The organism is bacterium, assembly GCA_019637795.1.
In the GTDB taxonomy this organism is placed as follows: domain Bacteria; phylum Desulfobacterota; class Binatia; order HRBIN30; family CADEER01; genus JAHBUY01.
The window spans coordinates 80,380-97,765 of record JAHBUY010000010.1 but is presented as its reverse complement, the minus strand read 5'-3'; the positions used below and the strand labels follow the sequence as shown (position 1 = coordinate 97,765).

The 17,386-nt window shown below is 70.1% G+C and carries 13 protein-coding genes; 5 read left to right on the top strand and 8 right to left on the bottom strand.

Features of this window, described 5'->3' with window-relative positions:
* The first annotated feature begins 375 nt into the window (after window positions 1-375).
* From KF840_26600 to KF840_26580, 5 genes are all read left to right on the top strand, one after another.
* Entirely contained in the window at window positions 376-3,318 is a 2,943-nt protein-coding gene (locus KF840_26600; protein MBX3028480.1) for a TonB-dependent receptor, read from the top strand.
* A 68-nt stretch (window positions 3,319-3,386) separates the two neighbouring features.
* Entirely contained in the window at window positions 3,387-4,214 is an 828-nt protein-coding gene (locus tag KF840_26595) for a hypothetical protein (GenBank protein MBX3028479.1), read from the top strand.
* Window positions 4,211-5,179 (top strand): hypothetical protein, encoded by a 969-nt coding sequence (locus tag KF840_26590; GenBank protein ID MBX3028478.1) that lies wholly within the window; start codon window positions 4,211-4,213, stop codon window positions 5,177-5,179. The genes KF840_26595 and KF840_26590 overlap by 4 nt, the downstream gene beginning before the upstream one ends.
* A gap of 16 nt (window positions 5,180-5,195) precedes the next feature.
* A complete protein-coding gene (locus KF840_26585; GenBank protein ID MBX3028477.1) occupies window positions 5,196-5,792 on the top strand; it encodes a hypothetical protein in 597 nt (198 codons plus the stop codon).
* Between the two features lie 27 nt (window positions 5,793-5,819).
* Window positions 5,820-6,890: a hypothetical protein gene (locus tag KF840_26580; GenBank protein MBX3028476.1), complete on the top strand. Its 1,071-nt coding sequence runs from the start codon at window positions 5,820-5,822 to the stop codon at window positions 6,888-6,890.
* An 80-nt stretch (window positions 6,891-6,970) separates the two neighbouring features.
* On the opposite strand, the gene KF840_26575 is transcribed toward KF840_26580, so the two are convergent.
* The 8 genes from KF840_26575 to KF840_26540 all read right to left on the bottom strand — a co-directional run bounded on the left by KF840_26575 (window position 6,971) and on the right by KF840_26540 (window position 17,188).
* Window positions 6,971-8,341 carry a PAS domain-containing protein gene (locus KF840_26575; GenBank protein MBX3028475.1) on the bottom strand — a complete coding sequence of 457 codons (1,371 nt, stop codon included), beginning with the start codon at window positions 8,339-8,341 and terminating at the stop codon, window positions 6,971-6,973.
* A 16-nt stretch (window positions 8,342-8,357) separates the two neighbouring features.
* Entirely contained in the window at window positions 8,358-9,080 is a 723-nt protein-coding gene (locus KF840_26570) for a response regulator (protein ID MBX3028474.1), read from the bottom strand.
* On the bottom strand, window positions 9,077-9,766 hold the full coding sequence (gene phoU / locus KF840_26565) for a phosphate signaling complex protein PhoU (protein ID MBX3028473.1): 690 nt from the start codon (window positions 9,764-9,766) through the stop codon (window positions 9,077-9,079). Before phoU ends, KF840_26570 begins: the two co-directional genes overlap by 4 nt.
* Window positions 9,767-9,783: 17 nt before the next feature.
* A complete protein-coding gene (locus KF840_26560) occupies window positions 9,784-10,650 on the bottom strand; it encodes a phosphate ABC transporter ATP-binding protein (GenBank protein ID MBX3028472.1) in 867 nt (288 codons plus the stop codon).
* A 119-nt stretch (window positions 10,651-10,769) separates the two neighbouring features.
* A complete protein-coding gene (gene pstA / locus KF840_26555; protein ID MBX3028471.1) occupies window positions 10,770-12,413 on the bottom strand; it encodes a phosphate ABC transporter permease PstA in 1,644 nt (547 codons plus the stop codon).
* Window positions 12,413-14,671, bottom strand: coding sequence for an ABC transporter permease subunit (locus KF840_26550; GenBank protein ID MBX3028470.1), 2,259 nt, complete (start codon window positions 14,669-14,671; stop codon window positions 12,413-12,415). The genes pstA and KF840_26550 overlap by 1 nt, the downstream gene beginning before the upstream one ends.
* A 19-nt stretch (window positions 14,672-14,690) precedes the next feature.
* Window positions 14,691-15,668, bottom strand: coding sequence for a phosphate ABC transporter substrate-binding protein (locus KF840_26545; GenBank protein ID MBX3028469.1), 978 nt, complete (start codon window positions 15,666-15,668; stop codon window positions 14,691-14,693).
* 62 nt (window positions 15,669-15,730) lie between these two features.
* Entirely contained in the window at window positions 15,731-17,188 is a 1,458-nt protein-coding gene (locus tag KF840_26540) for a hypothetical protein (protein ID MBX3028468.1), read from the bottom strand.
* Window positions 17,189-17,386 lie beyond the last annotated feature (198 nt).

Sequence of the window (17,386 nt, the reverse complement as noted above, 5' to 3'; positions counted from 1 at the left end):
CGAGCCTAGCCGGCGCCGCGTGACGAACCGTTTTCCCGCGTGTGAAAGATTCAAGGCAGCTTCGCTGTCGCGTGTGGGCGGCGCCTCTGCTGCGCCGCGCCACGGTGCTTAGCGAGCCAAGATTACGGGACGTTTACCCGGGCGTGATGTCTGTGTGATGGCGGGCGCCGCCACGCCGCGCCCGCCTTGTCATCGAACCTTCACGAACGCGTCACGGGCGGAAAACAGTGGGCGCACTAGAAGACCGCCCACGACGATCAACGGAACGATCTGTTCCACCGCGGCGCGGCCATTCAATAAGGGGGACTCACCGGCCGGGTCGCGGCGACGACGCACGCACTATTCGCTTGTCCCGATCAGGAGACCACGATCCGAATGCAGCGCGGCTGGGGGGAAGGTGCGTGGTGGGCGCGGTGCGCGGTCGTCCTGATGCTGGTGCTGATGGCATCCCGCGCCGTCGGCGCCGAGCCGGTCGCGGCGGAACATGCGCGCGGGCGCGGCGCCATCATCGTCAAGGTGGTCGATGAGACCAGCGGCGCGCCGCTCCGCGGCGCCACCGTCGAGATCGTGGGCCAGCCGCACATCAAGGCGGAGACCAACGCCGAGGGCAAGGCGCGGCTGGACGTCGAGCCGGGGACCCATGCCGTGAAGGCGACCGCGGACAAGCACGAGCCGGTCACGATCCAGAAGCTGACCGTCGTCGCCGGCAAGGCGATCGGCGCCACCGCCAAGCTGCGCCCCAAGGAGGAAGCGACGACGCCGTCGAAACAGCTCGTCGAGGTCACCGGGGTGGTCAAGGAGGCCAGCGAGGCGACCCAGCTCCAGCAGCGCAAGGACGCGACGACGGTCGGCGACAGCCTCGGCCACGAGGCGATCTCCAAGACCACCGACTCCAGCGCCGCCGAGGTGGTCACCCGCGCGCCGTCGGTCACCACGCGCGACAACAAGTACATCGTCGTCCGCGGCCTCACCGAACGCTACAGCGCGGCGCTGCTGAACGGGAGCCGCCTGCCCAGCACCGATCCCAACCGCCGCATCGTCCCGCTCGACATCTTCCCCGCCGACTTCATCGAGGCGCTGAACATCATCAAGACCTACACGCCCGATCTGCCCGGCGACTTCGCCGGCGGCCTGGTCGACATCAAGCTCGCGAAACCGCCCGAGGAATTCGAGTGGTCGCTGAACACCTCCTTGAAGTTCAACACCGAGACCACCTTCCAGAGCTACGACACCTACGACGGGTATCCGGTCGACTGGCTGACCTTCGGCGACGGCCCGCGCCAGCAGCCGGGCACGTTCAGCGTCTTCCCCAACAATCCCAACCCGCAGCCGCCGCCGGTCCTGACCACGACCCAGATGCGGTCGGTCATCGGCAGCCTGGCGGACAACTGGAACATCACCTCCGGCACGGCACCGCCGAACTTCAGCTTCGACGGATCGATCGGCGACACCTGGGGGCCCTTCGGCTTCGCGCTGGCCGGCACCTACGGCTGGGACTTCAGCGTGCACCGCAATCAGGTCAACAACTCCTACACCTCCGACGACCAGATCGAGGACAACACCGGCAACATCTTCACGTACGACGTCAGCGACTTCAAAACCGAGCTCGGCGCCCTGCTCTCGTCGCAGTACACCATCGACGCCAACCACCGCATCCTCGCCCGCGGCCTGGTCAACCGGCAGGCGACCAACGAGGTGCAGACCGGCATGGGCGAGGACATCCACGACCTCGCCGGCGTCAAGCAGTTCGCCACCTCGAGCAGCTACACCGCCAATCAGCTCGGCTTCGGCGCCCTCGAGGGCCTGCACCACTTCTCCTGGATCGACCTCGACTGGCGCGCCTCGTGGGCGCCGTCGTCGCAGCAGATCCCGGACGCCAAGTACTACGACTACAACAGCATCCCGCCGCAGCCGCCGCGGCTCGAGGTGATCCGCGTCTCGCTCAGCCCGCAGCGCGTCTGGACGTCCCTGGACGAGTTCCTGCAGGACTACTACGTCGACGGCATCGTCCCGTTCAAAACCGCCCTGCCCTTCACCGACGCGTGGCGCGGTCTCGACGGCAAGCTCAAGGCCGGTCTCAACTACGCCCTGCGCGACCGGACGTTCCTGTACCAGGTGTTCTACACCACCGGGACCGGCCTGCACCCCGAGCGCCTCGACCTGACGCAGCCGCCCGATTCGATCATGGTGCCGAAGAACTACTCGACCAGCGGCCCGCTGCGCTTCGCCCGTCTCAGCTACGAGCCGTTCGATGCCAACCAGGAGATCGCCGCCGGCTACGGCATGGTCGACGTGCCGCTGGTGAAGGATCGCCTGCGTTTCATCGGCGGCGTGCGTCTCGAGTACTCGCACATCGCCACCGACGGCTTCCTGCGCGGCCACGGGACGGTGGCGAGCTCCCTCAACAACGTCGACCCGCTGCCCGGCGTCAGCGTCGTCTACACGCCGCGCGAGGACATGAACCTCCGCGCCGCCTTCAGCCAGACGCTGTCGCGGCCGGAGTTCCGCGAGCTCACGCCGGTCAACTTCACCACCCTGCCCGGCGAACGCTCGCTGCGCGGCAACCCGACCCTGCAGACCGCCAACATCACCAACTGGGAACTGCGCTGGGAGTGGTTCTTCACCCCGCTGGAGCTCGCCTCGGTGGGCTTCTTCTACAAGGACCTCACCAATCCGATCGAGCTGATGACCGGCCGCGACGCCGGCGGCTCGGTATCCGACGTCTACGTCAATTTCGACAGCGCCACGCTCTACGGCTTCGAGCTCGAGGGACGGAAGACCTTCGACTTCCTCGAGCCCTGGGCGCGCGAGGTGTCGTGGCTGGCCCCGACGGCGCCGCACCTCGGCGACGTGCAGTTGCTGGTCAACGTCGCGATCAATCAGTCGCAGACGGCGAAGATCACCGAGAACGGCGGCGGCTACACCCCGCCGCCCAGCTACATCACGACCGTCGCCCCGGCGCCCGGCTCCGGGCCCCTGGTCGCGCAGCCGCCGTTCGTCGTCAACGCCGCCCTCGAGTACACCAACACCCGCTGGGGCCTCTTCCGCCTGCTCTACAACACCGTCGGCTCGGCGATCGTCGCCAAGGGGACGAAGTTCGGCCCCTCGAAGCCGCTGCCCGACATCGAGACGTCGCGCCGCGACCAGCTCGATTTCGTCTGGCTCAGCGACGTGACCCTCTTCAACACCCCGTTCTCCACCAAGTTCGGGATCGAGAACATTCTCAACGACGTGTTCGAGGAGACGCAGGGCTCGCGGATCACCAACCGCTACCGCACCGGCGTCACCTTCACGACCGGCATCCAGTACTCATTCTGATCACGCACATGGCGAGGAGGTATCCCATGACGACAGCGACACGATTCCCTGCTACGGCGGCGCTCGCCATCGGCGCGCTGCTGCTGACGGCCCTGGCCGCGCCCGCCGGCGCGCAGTGCGCCGGCGACTGCAACGGCGACGGCACGGTGGCGATCAACGAGCTGATCACCGGCGTCAACATCGCCCTCGGCTCCAGCCCGGTCTCCGCCTGCCCGTCGTTCGACGGCAACGGCGACGGCACGGTGGCGATCAACGAGCTCATCGCCGCCGTCAACAACGCGCTCGGCAGTTGCACCGCGGTGACGCCGACGCCCACCCCCAGCACGTCGCCGACCGGCGCGGTCACTCCGGTGCCGACCTCCGAGATCTGCGCCCGGCCGTCGACCACCTGCGGCGACGGCGTCCCCGACGTGCTGACCAAGACGGAGACCTGCGACGACGGCAACCGCATCGACGACGACGGCTGTCCGAGCAACTGCTGCGTCACCCCGTGCACGCTGATGCAGAATCGCCCCCTGCGGCTGAACGTCAACTTCGCCGCCGTCGACCCCGACGTGTACCTCACCTCGCTCAACCTCTTCATCCGCTACAAGGACGGCACCGTCGACGTGCCGGGGACGAACGACGACCCGGCGGTCCTGGCCGCGATCACCTCCGACATCTTCGCGACCACGCCACGGGACTTCAATTACGGCCTGAACCTGCTGCTCGAGGACCCGACGCTGGTCGGTTACAGCGATGGGGTCGCCGCGACCATCGAGTTCCGGCTCTGCGACGCCGCCACCCAGGCGCCGCCGCTCAGCAGCTTCACCTGCAAGGTCCGCGAGGGCGGCGACGCCGACTTCAACGTCGTCCCGGCGGACAAGATCGCCTGCACGCTGTCCCTGGCCCAATGATCCCGGCGGGCGGGGGCAGCGCCCCCGCCCGCAAAGACACCCGTATGCCGACGCCGCTGCCACGCTCGCTCCGCCCGTCCGTCACCTGGGCTGCACCGCTGTTGCTCGCCGCGCTGATCGCCGCCTGCGGCGGCGGCTCGTCGCAGGATCTCGCCCTGTGCGGCAACGGCCGCATCGATCCCGGCGAACAGTGCGACGACGGCAACACCATCGACACCGATGCCTGCACCGGCGTCTGTCGGTTTGCGCGCTGCGGCGATGGCGCGATCGAGGCCGGGGTCGAGGTGTGCGACGGCACCAACATCGGCTTCGCCAACTGCGACAACCTCGGCTACGCACCCGGCAGCAACGGCTTCCCCGGCTGCGCCAGCACCTGCGACGCCTTCGACCTCTCCCGCTGCGGTCCCGCCTTCACCCCGACGCCGGTCGTGCCGACGATGACCGCGACGCGGACGCCGACCAACACCCCCACCGCGTCGCCGACCGCGACCCTGCCGCCGTCGAGCTGCGGCAACGGCCTCCTGCAACCGGGCGAGACCTGCGCCGCGTGCCCGGCCGACTGCGAGGTCGCCGCCTGCACGCCGAGCGGCGCGACCTTCACCTTCGCGATCGCCTTCGCCGGCAGCCGGGCGCCGACCGATGCGGCGGTCGAGCTCGCGTACCGCAGTAGCGTCATCAGCATCCCCGGTAGCGGCAACGACGTCAGCGTCCGCCAGCGCGTCCGCTTCGCGCCGCCGCCGCCGACCACGTTCATCGTCAACGACCGCGACTACGCCGTCGACATCGGCAGCGTGCGGGCCAGCGGCCTGCCAGCGGCCCCCAGCCCCTTCGCCACGGCCCGCTTCGACGGATGCAGCGACGCGCCGGCCCCGACGGTCGACGACCTGTCGTGCATCATCGTCCGCTGCGCCGATGCCAGCGGAACGATCGGCGATTGCCGCTGCCTCGTCACCGCCCAGCCATGATCTCACGAGGACGTCCATGATCCCCACGAACCCGCGCCCCGCGTTGTTGTCCGTCGCCGCGGTGCTCACCCTTCTCGCCGCCGGTGGACCGGCGCCTGCCGCGACCGGCGCGCTGCCGGCCGCCGCCAACGGCGGCGCATCCGCCACGCCGCGATCGGCGTGCGGCGATCACCTGCTCGGCGCCGACGAAACCTGCGACACCTGCGCGGCCGACTGCCAGCCGTTCCCATGCGAGCGGACGGGACGGCGCACCGTCACCGTGGACCTGACTCCTCAATCCGGCTTCGAGAGCGTCGGCGCCGTCACCGTGCTGGTCACCGCGCGCCAGAACGTGCTCGGTCTCCCCGGAGAGAAGGACGCGCCCTCCGTGCGCGCCCGGGTGAAGCCGCGACAGGCGGACGCCCAGGTCTTCGTCAACGACCTCGGCTATGGCCTGCGCGTCGTCGTCTCGCGGCAGGGCGGCCTGCCGGCTGGCCCGCTGCTGGACGTCGAGCTCGATACCTGCGCCGGCGCCCCGGCGCCGCAGCTCGGCGACCTGAGCTGCCGCGTCGAAGCCTGCGCCGAGGGTGGCGGACGTCTGCGCGGCTGCACCTGCGCCGTCGCGCTGCCCTGAGGGACGTCACGAGGGGGACACATGCGAATGCAATGGCAAGGGAGCCGCGCCACCGGCGCGGTCGGACTCGTGGCGCTGGCGCTGCTCGCCGCCGCCTGCGGCGGCGACTCGTCGATCAGCGTCTACATCCCCCGCACCCGCACGCCCGCCGCGGCGGCACCGACCGCGACGGCGACCGCGCCCCCGTTGGCCAGCGCGACGCGCACCAGCGCGCCGACGGCGACCGGCACCGCGGCGCCCACGAACACCGCGTCGTCGCCGCCCACGGCGACCCGCACCCCGACCAGCCCACCCACCCGCACGGCGACCACCACAGCGGTCATCCCGACGCTGACGTCCACCGCGACAGCGATTCCCCCGACCGCGACCGTCACGCCGCCGGCAACCAACACGTCCACCGCGGCCGCGACCGCCTCCCACACCGCGACCGCGCCAGCCACCGCCTCCCACACCGCGACCGCCATCCCGACCGACACGATCGCGATCACCGCCACGTTCACCGCCTCGCCGGTCTTCACCCCAACCGCGCTGCCCACGTCGCCGGCGGCCGCCAGCGCGACACCGACGACCACCTTCACCGCCACCGGCCTGCCGAGCGCCACCTTCACCGCCACCGCGACGCCGACCGGCGGCAGCGGCGCCGTCTGCGGCAACCGCGTCCTCGAACCCGGCGAGACCTGCGAGAGCTGCGCCGCCGACTGCGTCATCGGACCGTGCAACGCCCCGGGATCGCCGACCGAGGCGTTCATCGTCGACCTGGTGCAGCCGACCGGCTTCCAGCCCACCACCGCGACCGTGCTGCTGGGGTACAACAGCACCAAGCTGAGCCTGCCCGGGACCGGCACCGCGACCACCGTCCGCCAGCGCATCGTCGCGCCAGCGCCGGTGCCGCAGGCCTTCACCCCCAATGACAAGGACTACGCGGTGCAGGTGCTGATCTCGCGCAACACGCCACTCGGCCAGCTCTTCACCGCCACCTTCGATCGCTGCAGCGGATCCCCGGCGCCGACGCTCGCCGACGTCTCCTGCGCCGTTCTGAGCTGCGCCCAGGGCGGCGGCGGCGTGGCCGGCTGCACCTGCACGGTCCGCCTGCCGTAATCGCTGCTGCCTCTCGCCCCGCCCTCGCCCTTGCGCCCTCGCCGCCAGGGCCGAGGGCGCGGGCAGGCGGGGAGCGGGAGCTACGCCGAGCGGAGCGCTCGTTCGGAGAGCTCGACGCGCTGGGCGTCGTGCGCCGGCAGGACCAGGCGCACCGTCGTGCCGTGATGCAGCTCGCTGCTGATCTGCAGCGTGCCGCCGTGGGCCTGGATGATGTGCTTGACGATGGCGAGCCCGAGACCGGTGCCGCCGAGCTGGCGCGACCGCGCCTTGTCGACGCGATAGAAGCGCTCGGTCAGGCGCGGCAGGTCCTCGGGCGGCACGCCGACGCCGGTATCGGCAACCACCAGCTCGCAGAAGCTGGTGCGATCGTCGCGGCGCAGCACCTCCGGCACGTCGCGCAGCGCCAGGGGGCGCGTGCGCACCGTCACCTGCCCGCCGGGCGGCGTGTACTTGATGGCGTTGTCGACCAGATTGAGCACTGCCTGCTCCAGCCGATCCTGGTCGGCATCGAGCGCCGGCATGTCGGGGGCGATCTCCTCGACCAGGCTCACGCCGCCCTGCTCGGCGCGTCCGTGCAGCACTTCGAACGCCGCCTGCACGATGGTGCCCGCGTCCACCGCCGTGCGGTGCAGCTCGGTGCGGCCGAGCTCGAGATCGGAGAGCGTCAACAGGTCGTTGACCAGGCGCCCCAGCCGCTCGGCGTGGCGCTCGATGATGCCGAGGAAATGCCGGGCGCGTTCCGGATCGTCGACGGCGCCGGCCAGCAGGGTCTCCGTGTAGCCGGCGATCGCCGCCAGGGGCGTCCGCACCTCGTGCGAGACGTTGGCGACGAAGTCGCGGCGCATGCGCTCCAGCCGCTTGAGCTGGGTGATGTCGTGGAAGACGAGGATGAAGGCGCGGCCGGCGTCCGGGCCGACGTCGACTGGAGTCGCCGTCACCTGCAGCACATAGGACCCGGTGCCGCCGAGCCCGACCTCGAGCGTCGAATCGCGCTCCAGGCCGCCCTCGCTCACCGCCCAGCGCACCAGCTCGTGCAGGTCCGGATGGCGGGTGAGCTCGATCAGCGGCCGGCCGGTGTAGTTCTCGCCCGGCGGGAGCTGCAGCAGCTCCTCGGCGCCGCGGTTCGACAGCAGCACGGTGCCCTGGGCATCGATCACCAGCACGCCCTCGACCATGCCGCCGAGCACGCCCTGCAGGCGGCGGCGCTCGCGATCGGCCGCCTCGCGCTGTCGTTGCTGGTGGGCCAGCGCCGCGACCAGCGCCGCCTGCGCGCCGGCGACCGCAGCGTCCGTCGGCTCGGGCAGCGGCGGCAGCGGCAGGTCCTCGGCGACGGCGCGCGCGAAACGGCGCATCGCCTCGAGGCCGGCGGCACGCCGGCGCGCCGCGCGCCGCCAGGCGAGCAGCCCGATCAGCGCCGCGCTCCCCCAGACGAGGTGGGCGGTCAGCTCCACGCGCCCACCCGCCGCCTCACGCGTCGAGCCCCTGCTCGTTGAAGCGGTAGCCGACGCCGCGCACGGTCTGGATCAGCTCCGGATTGGAGGCATCGCGTTCGACCAGCAGCCGCAGCCGGCGCACGTGGACGTCGACGGTCCGCGGCTCGACGTAGGTATCGTTGCCCCACACCAGGTCGAGAATCGTCAGCCGGTCGTAGACGCGGTTCGGATTGCGGACGAAGAAGCGCAGAAGCTGGAACTCGCGCAGGCTGAGCTCGAGCGGCTTGCCGTCGAGCCATGCCTCGTGACGGTCGAAATCCATGCGCAGCCGCCCGCGCTCGAACACGTTGGTCGGCGCGCCGGCCTCGGAGCTCTCGGCGCGCCGCAGGACCGCGCGCACCCGCGCCACCAGCTCGCGCGGGCTGAACGGCTTGGTGACGTAGTCATCGGCGCCGAACTCGAGACCGAGGACCCGGTCCACCTCGGCGGCCTTGGCCGTGAGCATGACGATCGGCAGATGCGCCGTCTCGCGCCGGCCGCGCAGCACGCGGCACACCTCGAGGCCGTCGCCCTGCGGCAGCATGAGGTCGAGGATCACCAGCGCCGGCCTCTCCTCCTGCACCGTGCGCAGGGCCTCCTCGCCGTCCACGGCCTCGACGACGCGGAAGCCGCCCTGCTCGAGGTTGTAGCGGACGAGCTCGCGGATGTCGGGTTCGTCCTCGACGACGAGGATCTTCTTCTTCGCGGCGTCGCTCACAGGGTCGAGGGGGGGCGATCCATGTGCCGGATGCTCTTCCCCTTCACCATGAAGATCACCATTTCGGCGATGTTCGTGGCGTGGTCAGCGAGGCGTTCGAGGTACTTGGACACGAAAATGAGGCGCAGTGCCCGCGAGATGGTGTGGGGGTCCTCGAGCATGAAGGTGAGGAGCTCGCGCAGGAGCTGGTCGGCGAGCTGGTCGACCTCGTCGTCCTGGTGGCAGACCTGCAGCGCCAGATCGGCGTCCTCGCGCACGAAGGCGTCGAGGGCCTGCCGCAGCATCCCCTGGGCGATCGCGGCCATGCGCGGCACGTCGATGAGCGGTTTGAGCTGCGGCTCGCCGCACAGCTCGATCACCCGCTCGCAGATGTTCTCCGCCATGTCGCCGGCGCGCTCGAGGTCGGTGTTGATCTTCAGCGCCGTGGTGATCAGCCGCAGGTCGCGCGCCGCCGGCTGGTGCAGCGCCAGCAGGCGCAGGCACAGATCGTCGATCTGCACCTCCAGGCGGTTCACCGTGCGGTCGCGCTCGATGATCAGGCGGGCGAACTCGTCGTCGCGATCCACCAGGGCGCGGACGGCGTCCGCGATCTGCTTCTCCACCAGGCCGCCCATCTCGAGCAGGTTGTGGCGGAGCTCCTGCAGCTCCTCGTCGTAGTGGCGGTCGATGTGTGCGCGTGTGGCCATGCCGTCCCTGCCTGCCCTCAGCCGAACCGGCCGGTGATGTAGTCCTCGGTCTCGCGCTTGGCGGGCGCGGTGAAGATCTGCTCGGTGGCGCCCGCCTCGATCAGCTCGCCGAGGTACAGGAACGCGGTGAAATCCGACACGCGCGCCGCCTGCTGCATGTTGTGGGTGACGATGACGATCGTGTAGCGCGCCTTCAGCTCGTGGATGAGGTCCTCGACCTTGGCGGTCGCCACGGGATCGAGCGCCGAGCACGGCTCGTCGAGCAGCAGCACTTCCGGCTCGATGGCGATGGCGCGGGCGATGCACAGCCGCTGCTGCTGGCCGCCCGACAACCCGAGCGCGCTGCTGTGCAGGCGGTCCTTCACCTCGCCCCACAGCGCGGCGCCGCGCAGGCTGCGCTCGACGATGCGCTCGAGCTCGTCCTTGCGCGAGATGCCGTGGATGCGGCAGCCGTAGGCAACGTTCTCGAAGATCGACTTGGGGAACGGATTCGACTTCTGGAACACCATGCCGACGCGGCGGCGCAGGCTGTTCACGTCGAGCATCGGGTCGTAGATGCTGGCGCCGTCGAAGCGGATGTCGCCCTCGATGCGGATCCCCTCGACGAGATCGTTCAGGCGGTTGAAACAGCGCAGCAGGGTCGACTTGCCGCAGCCCGAGGGGCCGATGAAGGCGGTGACGCGCTTCTCCGGCACCGCCAGGCTGATCTGGTTCAGGGCGCGGCTGTCGCCGTACCAGAGCGACAGGCCGTCCACGTGCAGCACGTCGCGGCGCGCCTCCTCCGTGACCGGAGCGGCGCCGGCCGCCGCCGGCGACAATCCGGCCGCTTCGGCATCGACGAGCGGGTCGCCGGTCCGCGCGAGCGGAGGCGAGAGGACGGTCATCGCGGACCGGTATACCGAGTTTTCGCGCTGCACGCGACCACCTCGCCCTTCCGTGCTCACGGGCGCCCCCGCGGTCCGTCGACTGCGGTTCTCGCCACCGGCATCGAATCCGCCATCGCTCACACCGCGCTGCTGGCGTAGCGGGAGCGCAGGCGATTGCGCGCCACGACGGCGATGAGGTTCATGGCGACGACGACCAGCACCAGGAGGAGCGCCGTGGCGAAGACCAGCGGCTGGGTCGCCTCGACGTTCGGGCTCTGAAAGCCGACGTCGTAGATGTGGAACCCGAGGTGCATGAACTTGCGCTCCAGGTGGACGAACGGGAAGTGGCCGTCGATCGGCAGCGCCGGCGCGAGTTTCACCATGCCGACGATCATCAACGGTGCCACCTCGCCGGCGGCGCGCGCCATGGCCAGGATCATCCCGGTGAGGATGCCCGGGGCGGCGGCCGGCAGAACGACCCGCCAGGTGGTCTCGAACTTCGTCGCGCCGAGCGCCAGCGAGCCCTCGCGGACGACGCGCGGCACCGCCGCCAGCCCCTCCTCGGTGGCGACGATGACCACGGGAACGGTGAGCAGCGCCAGGGTCAGGCTCGCCCACAGGATGCCGCCGGTGCCGAAGGTCGGGGTGGGCAGCGCCTCGGGGTAGAACAGGCGGTCGATCGAGCCGCCGATCAGGTAGACGAAGAAGCCGAGCCCGAAGACGCCGAAGACGATCGAGGGCACGCCGGCGAGATTGTTGACGGCGATGCGCACCATGCGGACGAACGCCCCCTCGCGCGCGTACTCGCGCAGGTAGAGCGCCGCCACGACCCCGAATGGCGCGACCACGAAGGACATCAGAAACACCATCATCACGGTGCCGAAGATGGCCGGAAAGATTCCGCCCTCGGTGTTCGACTCGCGCGGATCGTCGGCCACGAACGCCCACAGCCGCTGCCCATAGAGGCGGACCATCTGCCAGGTGCTCATCGCGTTCGGCTGCAGCGCCATGACGATCGCGCCCACCGGGATGGCCTTCTCCCGGCCGTCCGCCGACACCATCACCACCGTCTCGGCGTCCAGCTCCTCGCGGGCGGCGAAGAGCTGCGCCGCCAGCGCCTCGTACTGCGCCTGCAACGCGACCTGCTGGCGATGGATCTCCGCCAGGCGCTCCGCGCGCTCCGCCTCGGGCAGGGATGAGAGCTCCACCCGCCGCGCCGCCAGGCGGCCGCGCTCGATCTGATAGTTCACGTCGCTGATGGCGCCCTTCTCCAGCGCGCTGATCGCCGCCCGCTGCCGCATCTTCTCGCGGTGCAGCGGCCCGAACGCCGCCCACGTCGCCGCGGGACCGCTGGCCAGCTCCTGGTCGCCGCGGCGCAGCGCCCGCATCGTGCCGAAGAAATTGCCCCACTCGAAGCGCTCGACGAGGACGGCATCGGCGGGCGCGGCGCGGCCGACGATCTGGTCGTCGTCGATCCAGCGGAAGTCGAGGCCGTAGAGATCGCGGTTGGCGATCTTCAGGCGCGTGCGCATGCCGCCGCCGCTGCCATCCTGCGCCGCCGGAATCTCCTCGTGGCCCTGGATCTCGCCGAGGACCTGCGAGCCGTCGCGCAGGGTGAGCAGCACCAGCGGCTGCTGCCAGAAGTAGCCCAGTCCGGACACCGCGATGAGCAGCAGCAGGCCGAGGGCCAGCAGGAGGTTGAACGCGAGGGCGCCGGCGCACAGCCAGGTGAGCGACTGGCCGAGGCGATCGGCGCGGCGGCGGGCGGCGGAGGGCAGCATCACAGTTGCGCGTAGCGTCGACGCAGGCGCTGGCGCACCAGCTCGGCGGCGGTGTTGACGACGAAGGTGACCACGAAGAGCAACAGCGCCGCCAGGAACAGCACCCGGAAGAGCGTGCCGTTCACCGGCGCCTCGGGGATCTCGACGGCGATGTTGGCGGACAGGGTGCGGAAGCCGTTGAACGGGCTCCAGTCGAGGATCGGCGTGTTGCCGGTCGCCATCAGCACGATCATCGTCTCGCCGACGGCGCGCCCGAAGCCGACCATGATCGCCGAGAAGATGCCCGGGCTGGCGGTCGGCAGCACGATGCGGGTGACCGTCTGCCAGCGGTTGGCGCCGAGCGCCAGCGAGCCGGAGACGAGATCGCGCGGCACGTTGGAGAACGCGTCCTCGGCGATGGCGAAGATGATCGGGATGACCGCGAAGCCCATCGCCAAGCCGACGATGATGGCGTTGCGCTGGTCGTACGTGAAGCCGGTGACCGCCAGCAGCCAGGCCTGAAAGTTGCCGCCGAAGACCGCCCCCTCGACCGCGGGACTGATCGCCACCGCGCCCCACAATCCGCCGGCGAGGAACACCACGAAAGCGACGATCTCGGTGCCCACCGGCAGCCGCCCGCGCCAGCGCCGCGGCAGGGCGTTCCACGCCAGTCCGGCGAGCAGCGAGATGATCGGAAACGCCACCATCATCACCAGCAACGCCGGGAAGAAGCGCTGCACGCGCGGCGCCAGCCACAGGCCGGCGAGGAAGCCGAGGACGACGCTCGGCAGCGCCGCCATGATCTCGACCGCCGGTTTCACCACCGTCTTCAGTCGCGGGTGCATGAACTGCGACAGGTACATGGCGCCGAACACCGCCAGCGGGATGGCGATGAGCAGCGAGTAGACCGTTCCCTTGAGGGTGCCGAAGAGCAGCGGCGTCAGGCTCAGCTTCGGCTCGAAATCATCGCTGCCGCTGCTCGACTGCCAGACGAACTCGGGCTGCGAATAGCCCTCGTACCAGACGCGGCCGAACAGCGCCTCGAAGCTCACCTCCGGGTGGGGATTGTCCACCGCATAGGCGGCCAACCGTCCATCGCCCGCCAGGTAGGCGGCATTGCCGCGCGGTCCGAAGGCGAGCGCGCTGGCGTGGAATGGCGCCGCGCCGCTCCACAGCGTGCGGTTCGAGGTCGAGTAGTAGAGGCCGAAGCCGCCCTGGGCGTCGGCGGCGAGAAAGCCCTTGTCGCGCTGCGACGGCGCGATGGCGGCGATCGGCGCGGCGCGACGCGGGAAGTCGCGCACCCGAGCCAATTGCGGGCTGCCGTCCTCGCGCGGCGTGACGAACCAGACGCTGAGCGCGCCGTCGGCCTGGCCGACGACCAGCGAGCGGCCGCCGAGCAGCAGGCTCAGCGCCGTGATCGCCGGGCCCGCGGCGACCACCTGCGGCGCGCCGATGCCGGCGGCCGACAACGGCCACCAGACGAGGTTGCCGGCCGCATCGGCGCCGAAGAGGTTGCGTTGCTGCTGGTCGAACACGAGCCGCGACAGGCGCGCGGGGACCGCGGCGCTGAACCGCTCCTGGGCTTCCGTCACCTCGCCGGTGAACTGGTTCTCCTGCCGCGTCTGCCGCACCACGACGAGCGTGTCGTCGCCGATCTGCGCCGCGGCGGCGGCGCCGCCGGGGCCGAGCCCCGCCGCGTACACCAGCACCGGCCGGCGCGCCGGGTCGACGTCGAGCGCGACGACGTCGCCGAGCGCCGGCGTGACCACGCGCTGTCCATCCGTGTAGCCCGCGTCCCAGCGCACCGGCAGGAGCAGCACGCGCCCGTCCTCGGTGCCGCCGGTGAGCAGGTTCGTCCCCGCCGGCACCTGCGCCGCGGCGAGCCCGGCGTCGCCCGTCAGATCGCGCTCCGCCACCACCTGGCCGTCGGCGACTCGCACCACGCGCACCCGGCCGCCGTCATCGAGCGCGGCGACGTGGGTGCCGAGCTCGTCCGCGACCATCGCGCCGACGGGCGCGCCGGGCAGCGCGTCGGTACGCGACAGCGTCACGTCCGCGCCGCCGAGCATCGGCAGCACCTCGGCGACGATGAAGACCAGGATGGCCAGGATCGTGGCGATGATGCCGAAGCCGCCGGCGCGCACCACTCCGGTCGCCAGCCGATCGCGCCAGACGCGGCGGCGGGCGCGGCGCGCCTCGGCGACCGCGGACGCCGAGGCCGCGGACGGCGTGGCGCCGCCGTCCGAGAGCGCCGAAGCGATGTCGCGCGCGCTGGCCACCGGGGTCGAGCTCCCGCGCTCAGCGCAGCAGCGCGGTCTCCTCCGCCACCATCTTGGCCGTCAGCGGCAGGTAGCCGTCCTTGACCACCACCATCTGCCCCTGCTGACTCAGCACGTAGGCGAGGAACTGCTTGACCAGCGGATCCGCCGGCTGATTGGGTGGCTGGTTGACGTAGACGTAGAGGAAACGCGCCAGCGGATACTTGCCCGCGTAGACGTTCTCCGAGTCGGTGGTGATGAACGGTTCGCCGTCCTTCTTCGCCAGCGCCAGCGCCTTGACGCCCGAGGTCTTGTAGCCGATGCCGCTGTAACCGATGCCGTACATGTCCTCGGTGACCCCCTGGACCACGGAGGCGGAACCCGGCTGCTCCTTGACGGCGTCCTTGAAATCGCCGTTGCAGAGCGCGTGCTCCTTGAAGAAGCCGTAGGTGCCGGAGGCCGAGTTGCGGCCGTACAGGCTGATCGGCTTCTCCGCCCAGCTCCCCTGCAGGCCGAGGGCGCCCCAGGTGGCGAGGTCGGCGGGAGCACCGCAGCTACGAGTCTTCGAGAACACGGCGTCGACCTGCCCGAGGGTGAGGTGTTCGAGCGGATTGTCCTTGTTGACGTACACCGCCAGGGCGTCGATCGCCACCCGGACCTTGGTCGGCGGGTAGCCGAACTTCTTCTCGAACTCGTCGAGCTCGCTCGGCTTCATCTCGCGGCTCATCGGTCCGAGCTGCGCCGTGCCGGAGATCAGCGCCGGCGGCGCGGTCGACGACCCCTTGCCCTCGATCTGGATGCGCACGTTCGGGTACTGCTGCTTGAAGCCCTCGGCCCACAGCGTCATCACGTTGTTGAGCGTGTCGGAGCCGACGCTGCTCAGGTTGCCCGAGATGCCGCCGACCTTGCTGTAGGCCTTGATCGCCGGATCGACCTGCACCGGCGTCGCCCCGGCGGCAGTCGCGACCGCGAGTGCGACGGCGGCCAGCGTCAGGGAGATGGAAGGGGATCGCTGCATGGTGCCTCCTTGGGTTGAGCGCGTCTCTATGTGGTCGGTCGCTGGCGCTGGGTTGACGTCACTCAGAACGCGAGCTGGAAGCGGCCCTGGACGACGTTGCTGTCGCCGACGCCCTCCAGGTGCGCCCAGACGTAGTTGACGGTGACCCGGGTGACGGGGTTGAGATACCAGTTGACGCCGCCGGTGAGATCGTCGAGCACGCCACCGTTGATGGCGTGGGAATTGAGGTCGAGACGCGAGTAGCGCGCCGCGACCTGCCAGGCTCCCCAATGGGTGCCGTCGATCGAGAAATTCTGGAACGGGATCACGCGGTCGAAGTGGCCCTTGTCGAGCCGGTAGAAGCTGGCGCGACTCTCGCCGGTGATGAAGTAGCTCGCCTCGACGTACCCGCCCTGGAGCAGCGGATTGGGCTGGTCGACCTGCTGCACGATATTCCAGGTGTACTCACCCTGGATGGACAGCGGGCCGCGCACCAGGGCGATCTCGGGATCGACCAGGTCGGCGCCGTCGGTGTTGATCTTGCCGGTGTTGACCAGGTTGACCGGGAACAGATGCGATTCCGGCCGCGAGGCGTAGCTCAGGGTCTGCGGATCGCTCGTCGTGTAATTGCGGAAGCGGTGCGAATAGGAGAGGCCGAGGTGGACCAGACTGTCCCCCGCCTGGTAGGCCGGCAGGCCGGTGAGGCGGGCGGTGATGTCGTACGGCGCGTTGCTGCCGAACCCGTTGCCGAAGTTGTTGGTCAGGCGGAAGCCGCCCGCCGCGAAGGTCATGTGCTGGTCGAGGTAGGTCTGGTAGACGGCGACGCCGGTGTTGCGATCCGGCTGGTCGAAGGCGTTCATCGTCGCCCGCTCCTGGAACGTCGTGATCCAGTCCGGCGTCAACTCCTCGAGCGAGAACGGCTCCTTGAAGTACCCGACGCGGACGTACTGCACGAACGGGATGCCGCCCATCCCCATGTAGACGTCCTTGAACGCCGGCTGGCCGCCCGAGTTCTCCGCGAAGTCGTACTCGAACTTGTAGTCGATGTTCTTGAACAGGTTGCCGGCGATGTAGAGTCGGGCGCGGCGGAACTCCCAGCCGTTGTACGTGTCCTGCAGCGTGAACTTCTGCCGCACCCCATCGCCGATCATCGACACGTTCCAGTCGACCTGGGTCAGGCCGCCGACGGTGAGCTTGAAGTCGCCGTCGGGCGATTCGAGGTTGAAGCCGTTCTTGAAATAGGCGCGCATGGTCTCGCCGGGCGGCGGCGGTGCCGGCGGGGGCGCCGCCTCCGCCACCACCGCGGTCGGCGTTGGCAACGCCGTCGCCTCGACCGCCTGCCGATGGAGATCGCTCTGCCGCTCGTCCTCGGCGCGCTGCTTCAGCGCCCGATACTGCTGCTCGCTGATCTGCTTGTTGGCGCGCAGGATGTCGAGCAGTTCGTCGACCACCCGCTTTTCTTCCGCGCGCACCCGCGCCGCGCACATCGCGATCACGATGCACCCCAGCGCCGCCGCTCGAGCCAGTCGCTCTGCTGCCATTGGAGACCCCCCTTTTAGGTCCGGGGCAGCCATTAGCGGCGTCATGTTACGGGACTGTTACGGACTGATGACGGCTCGGAAAAATTGCGCGTGTTGGTGAAGAGGAGGGGCCGCGCGTGGCCCCTCCCCACGCGCTTGGACAGACTAGAGATAAGGGGGGTCTCCTTGCCTGCCGTCCGCACGCAGACGGACCCTATT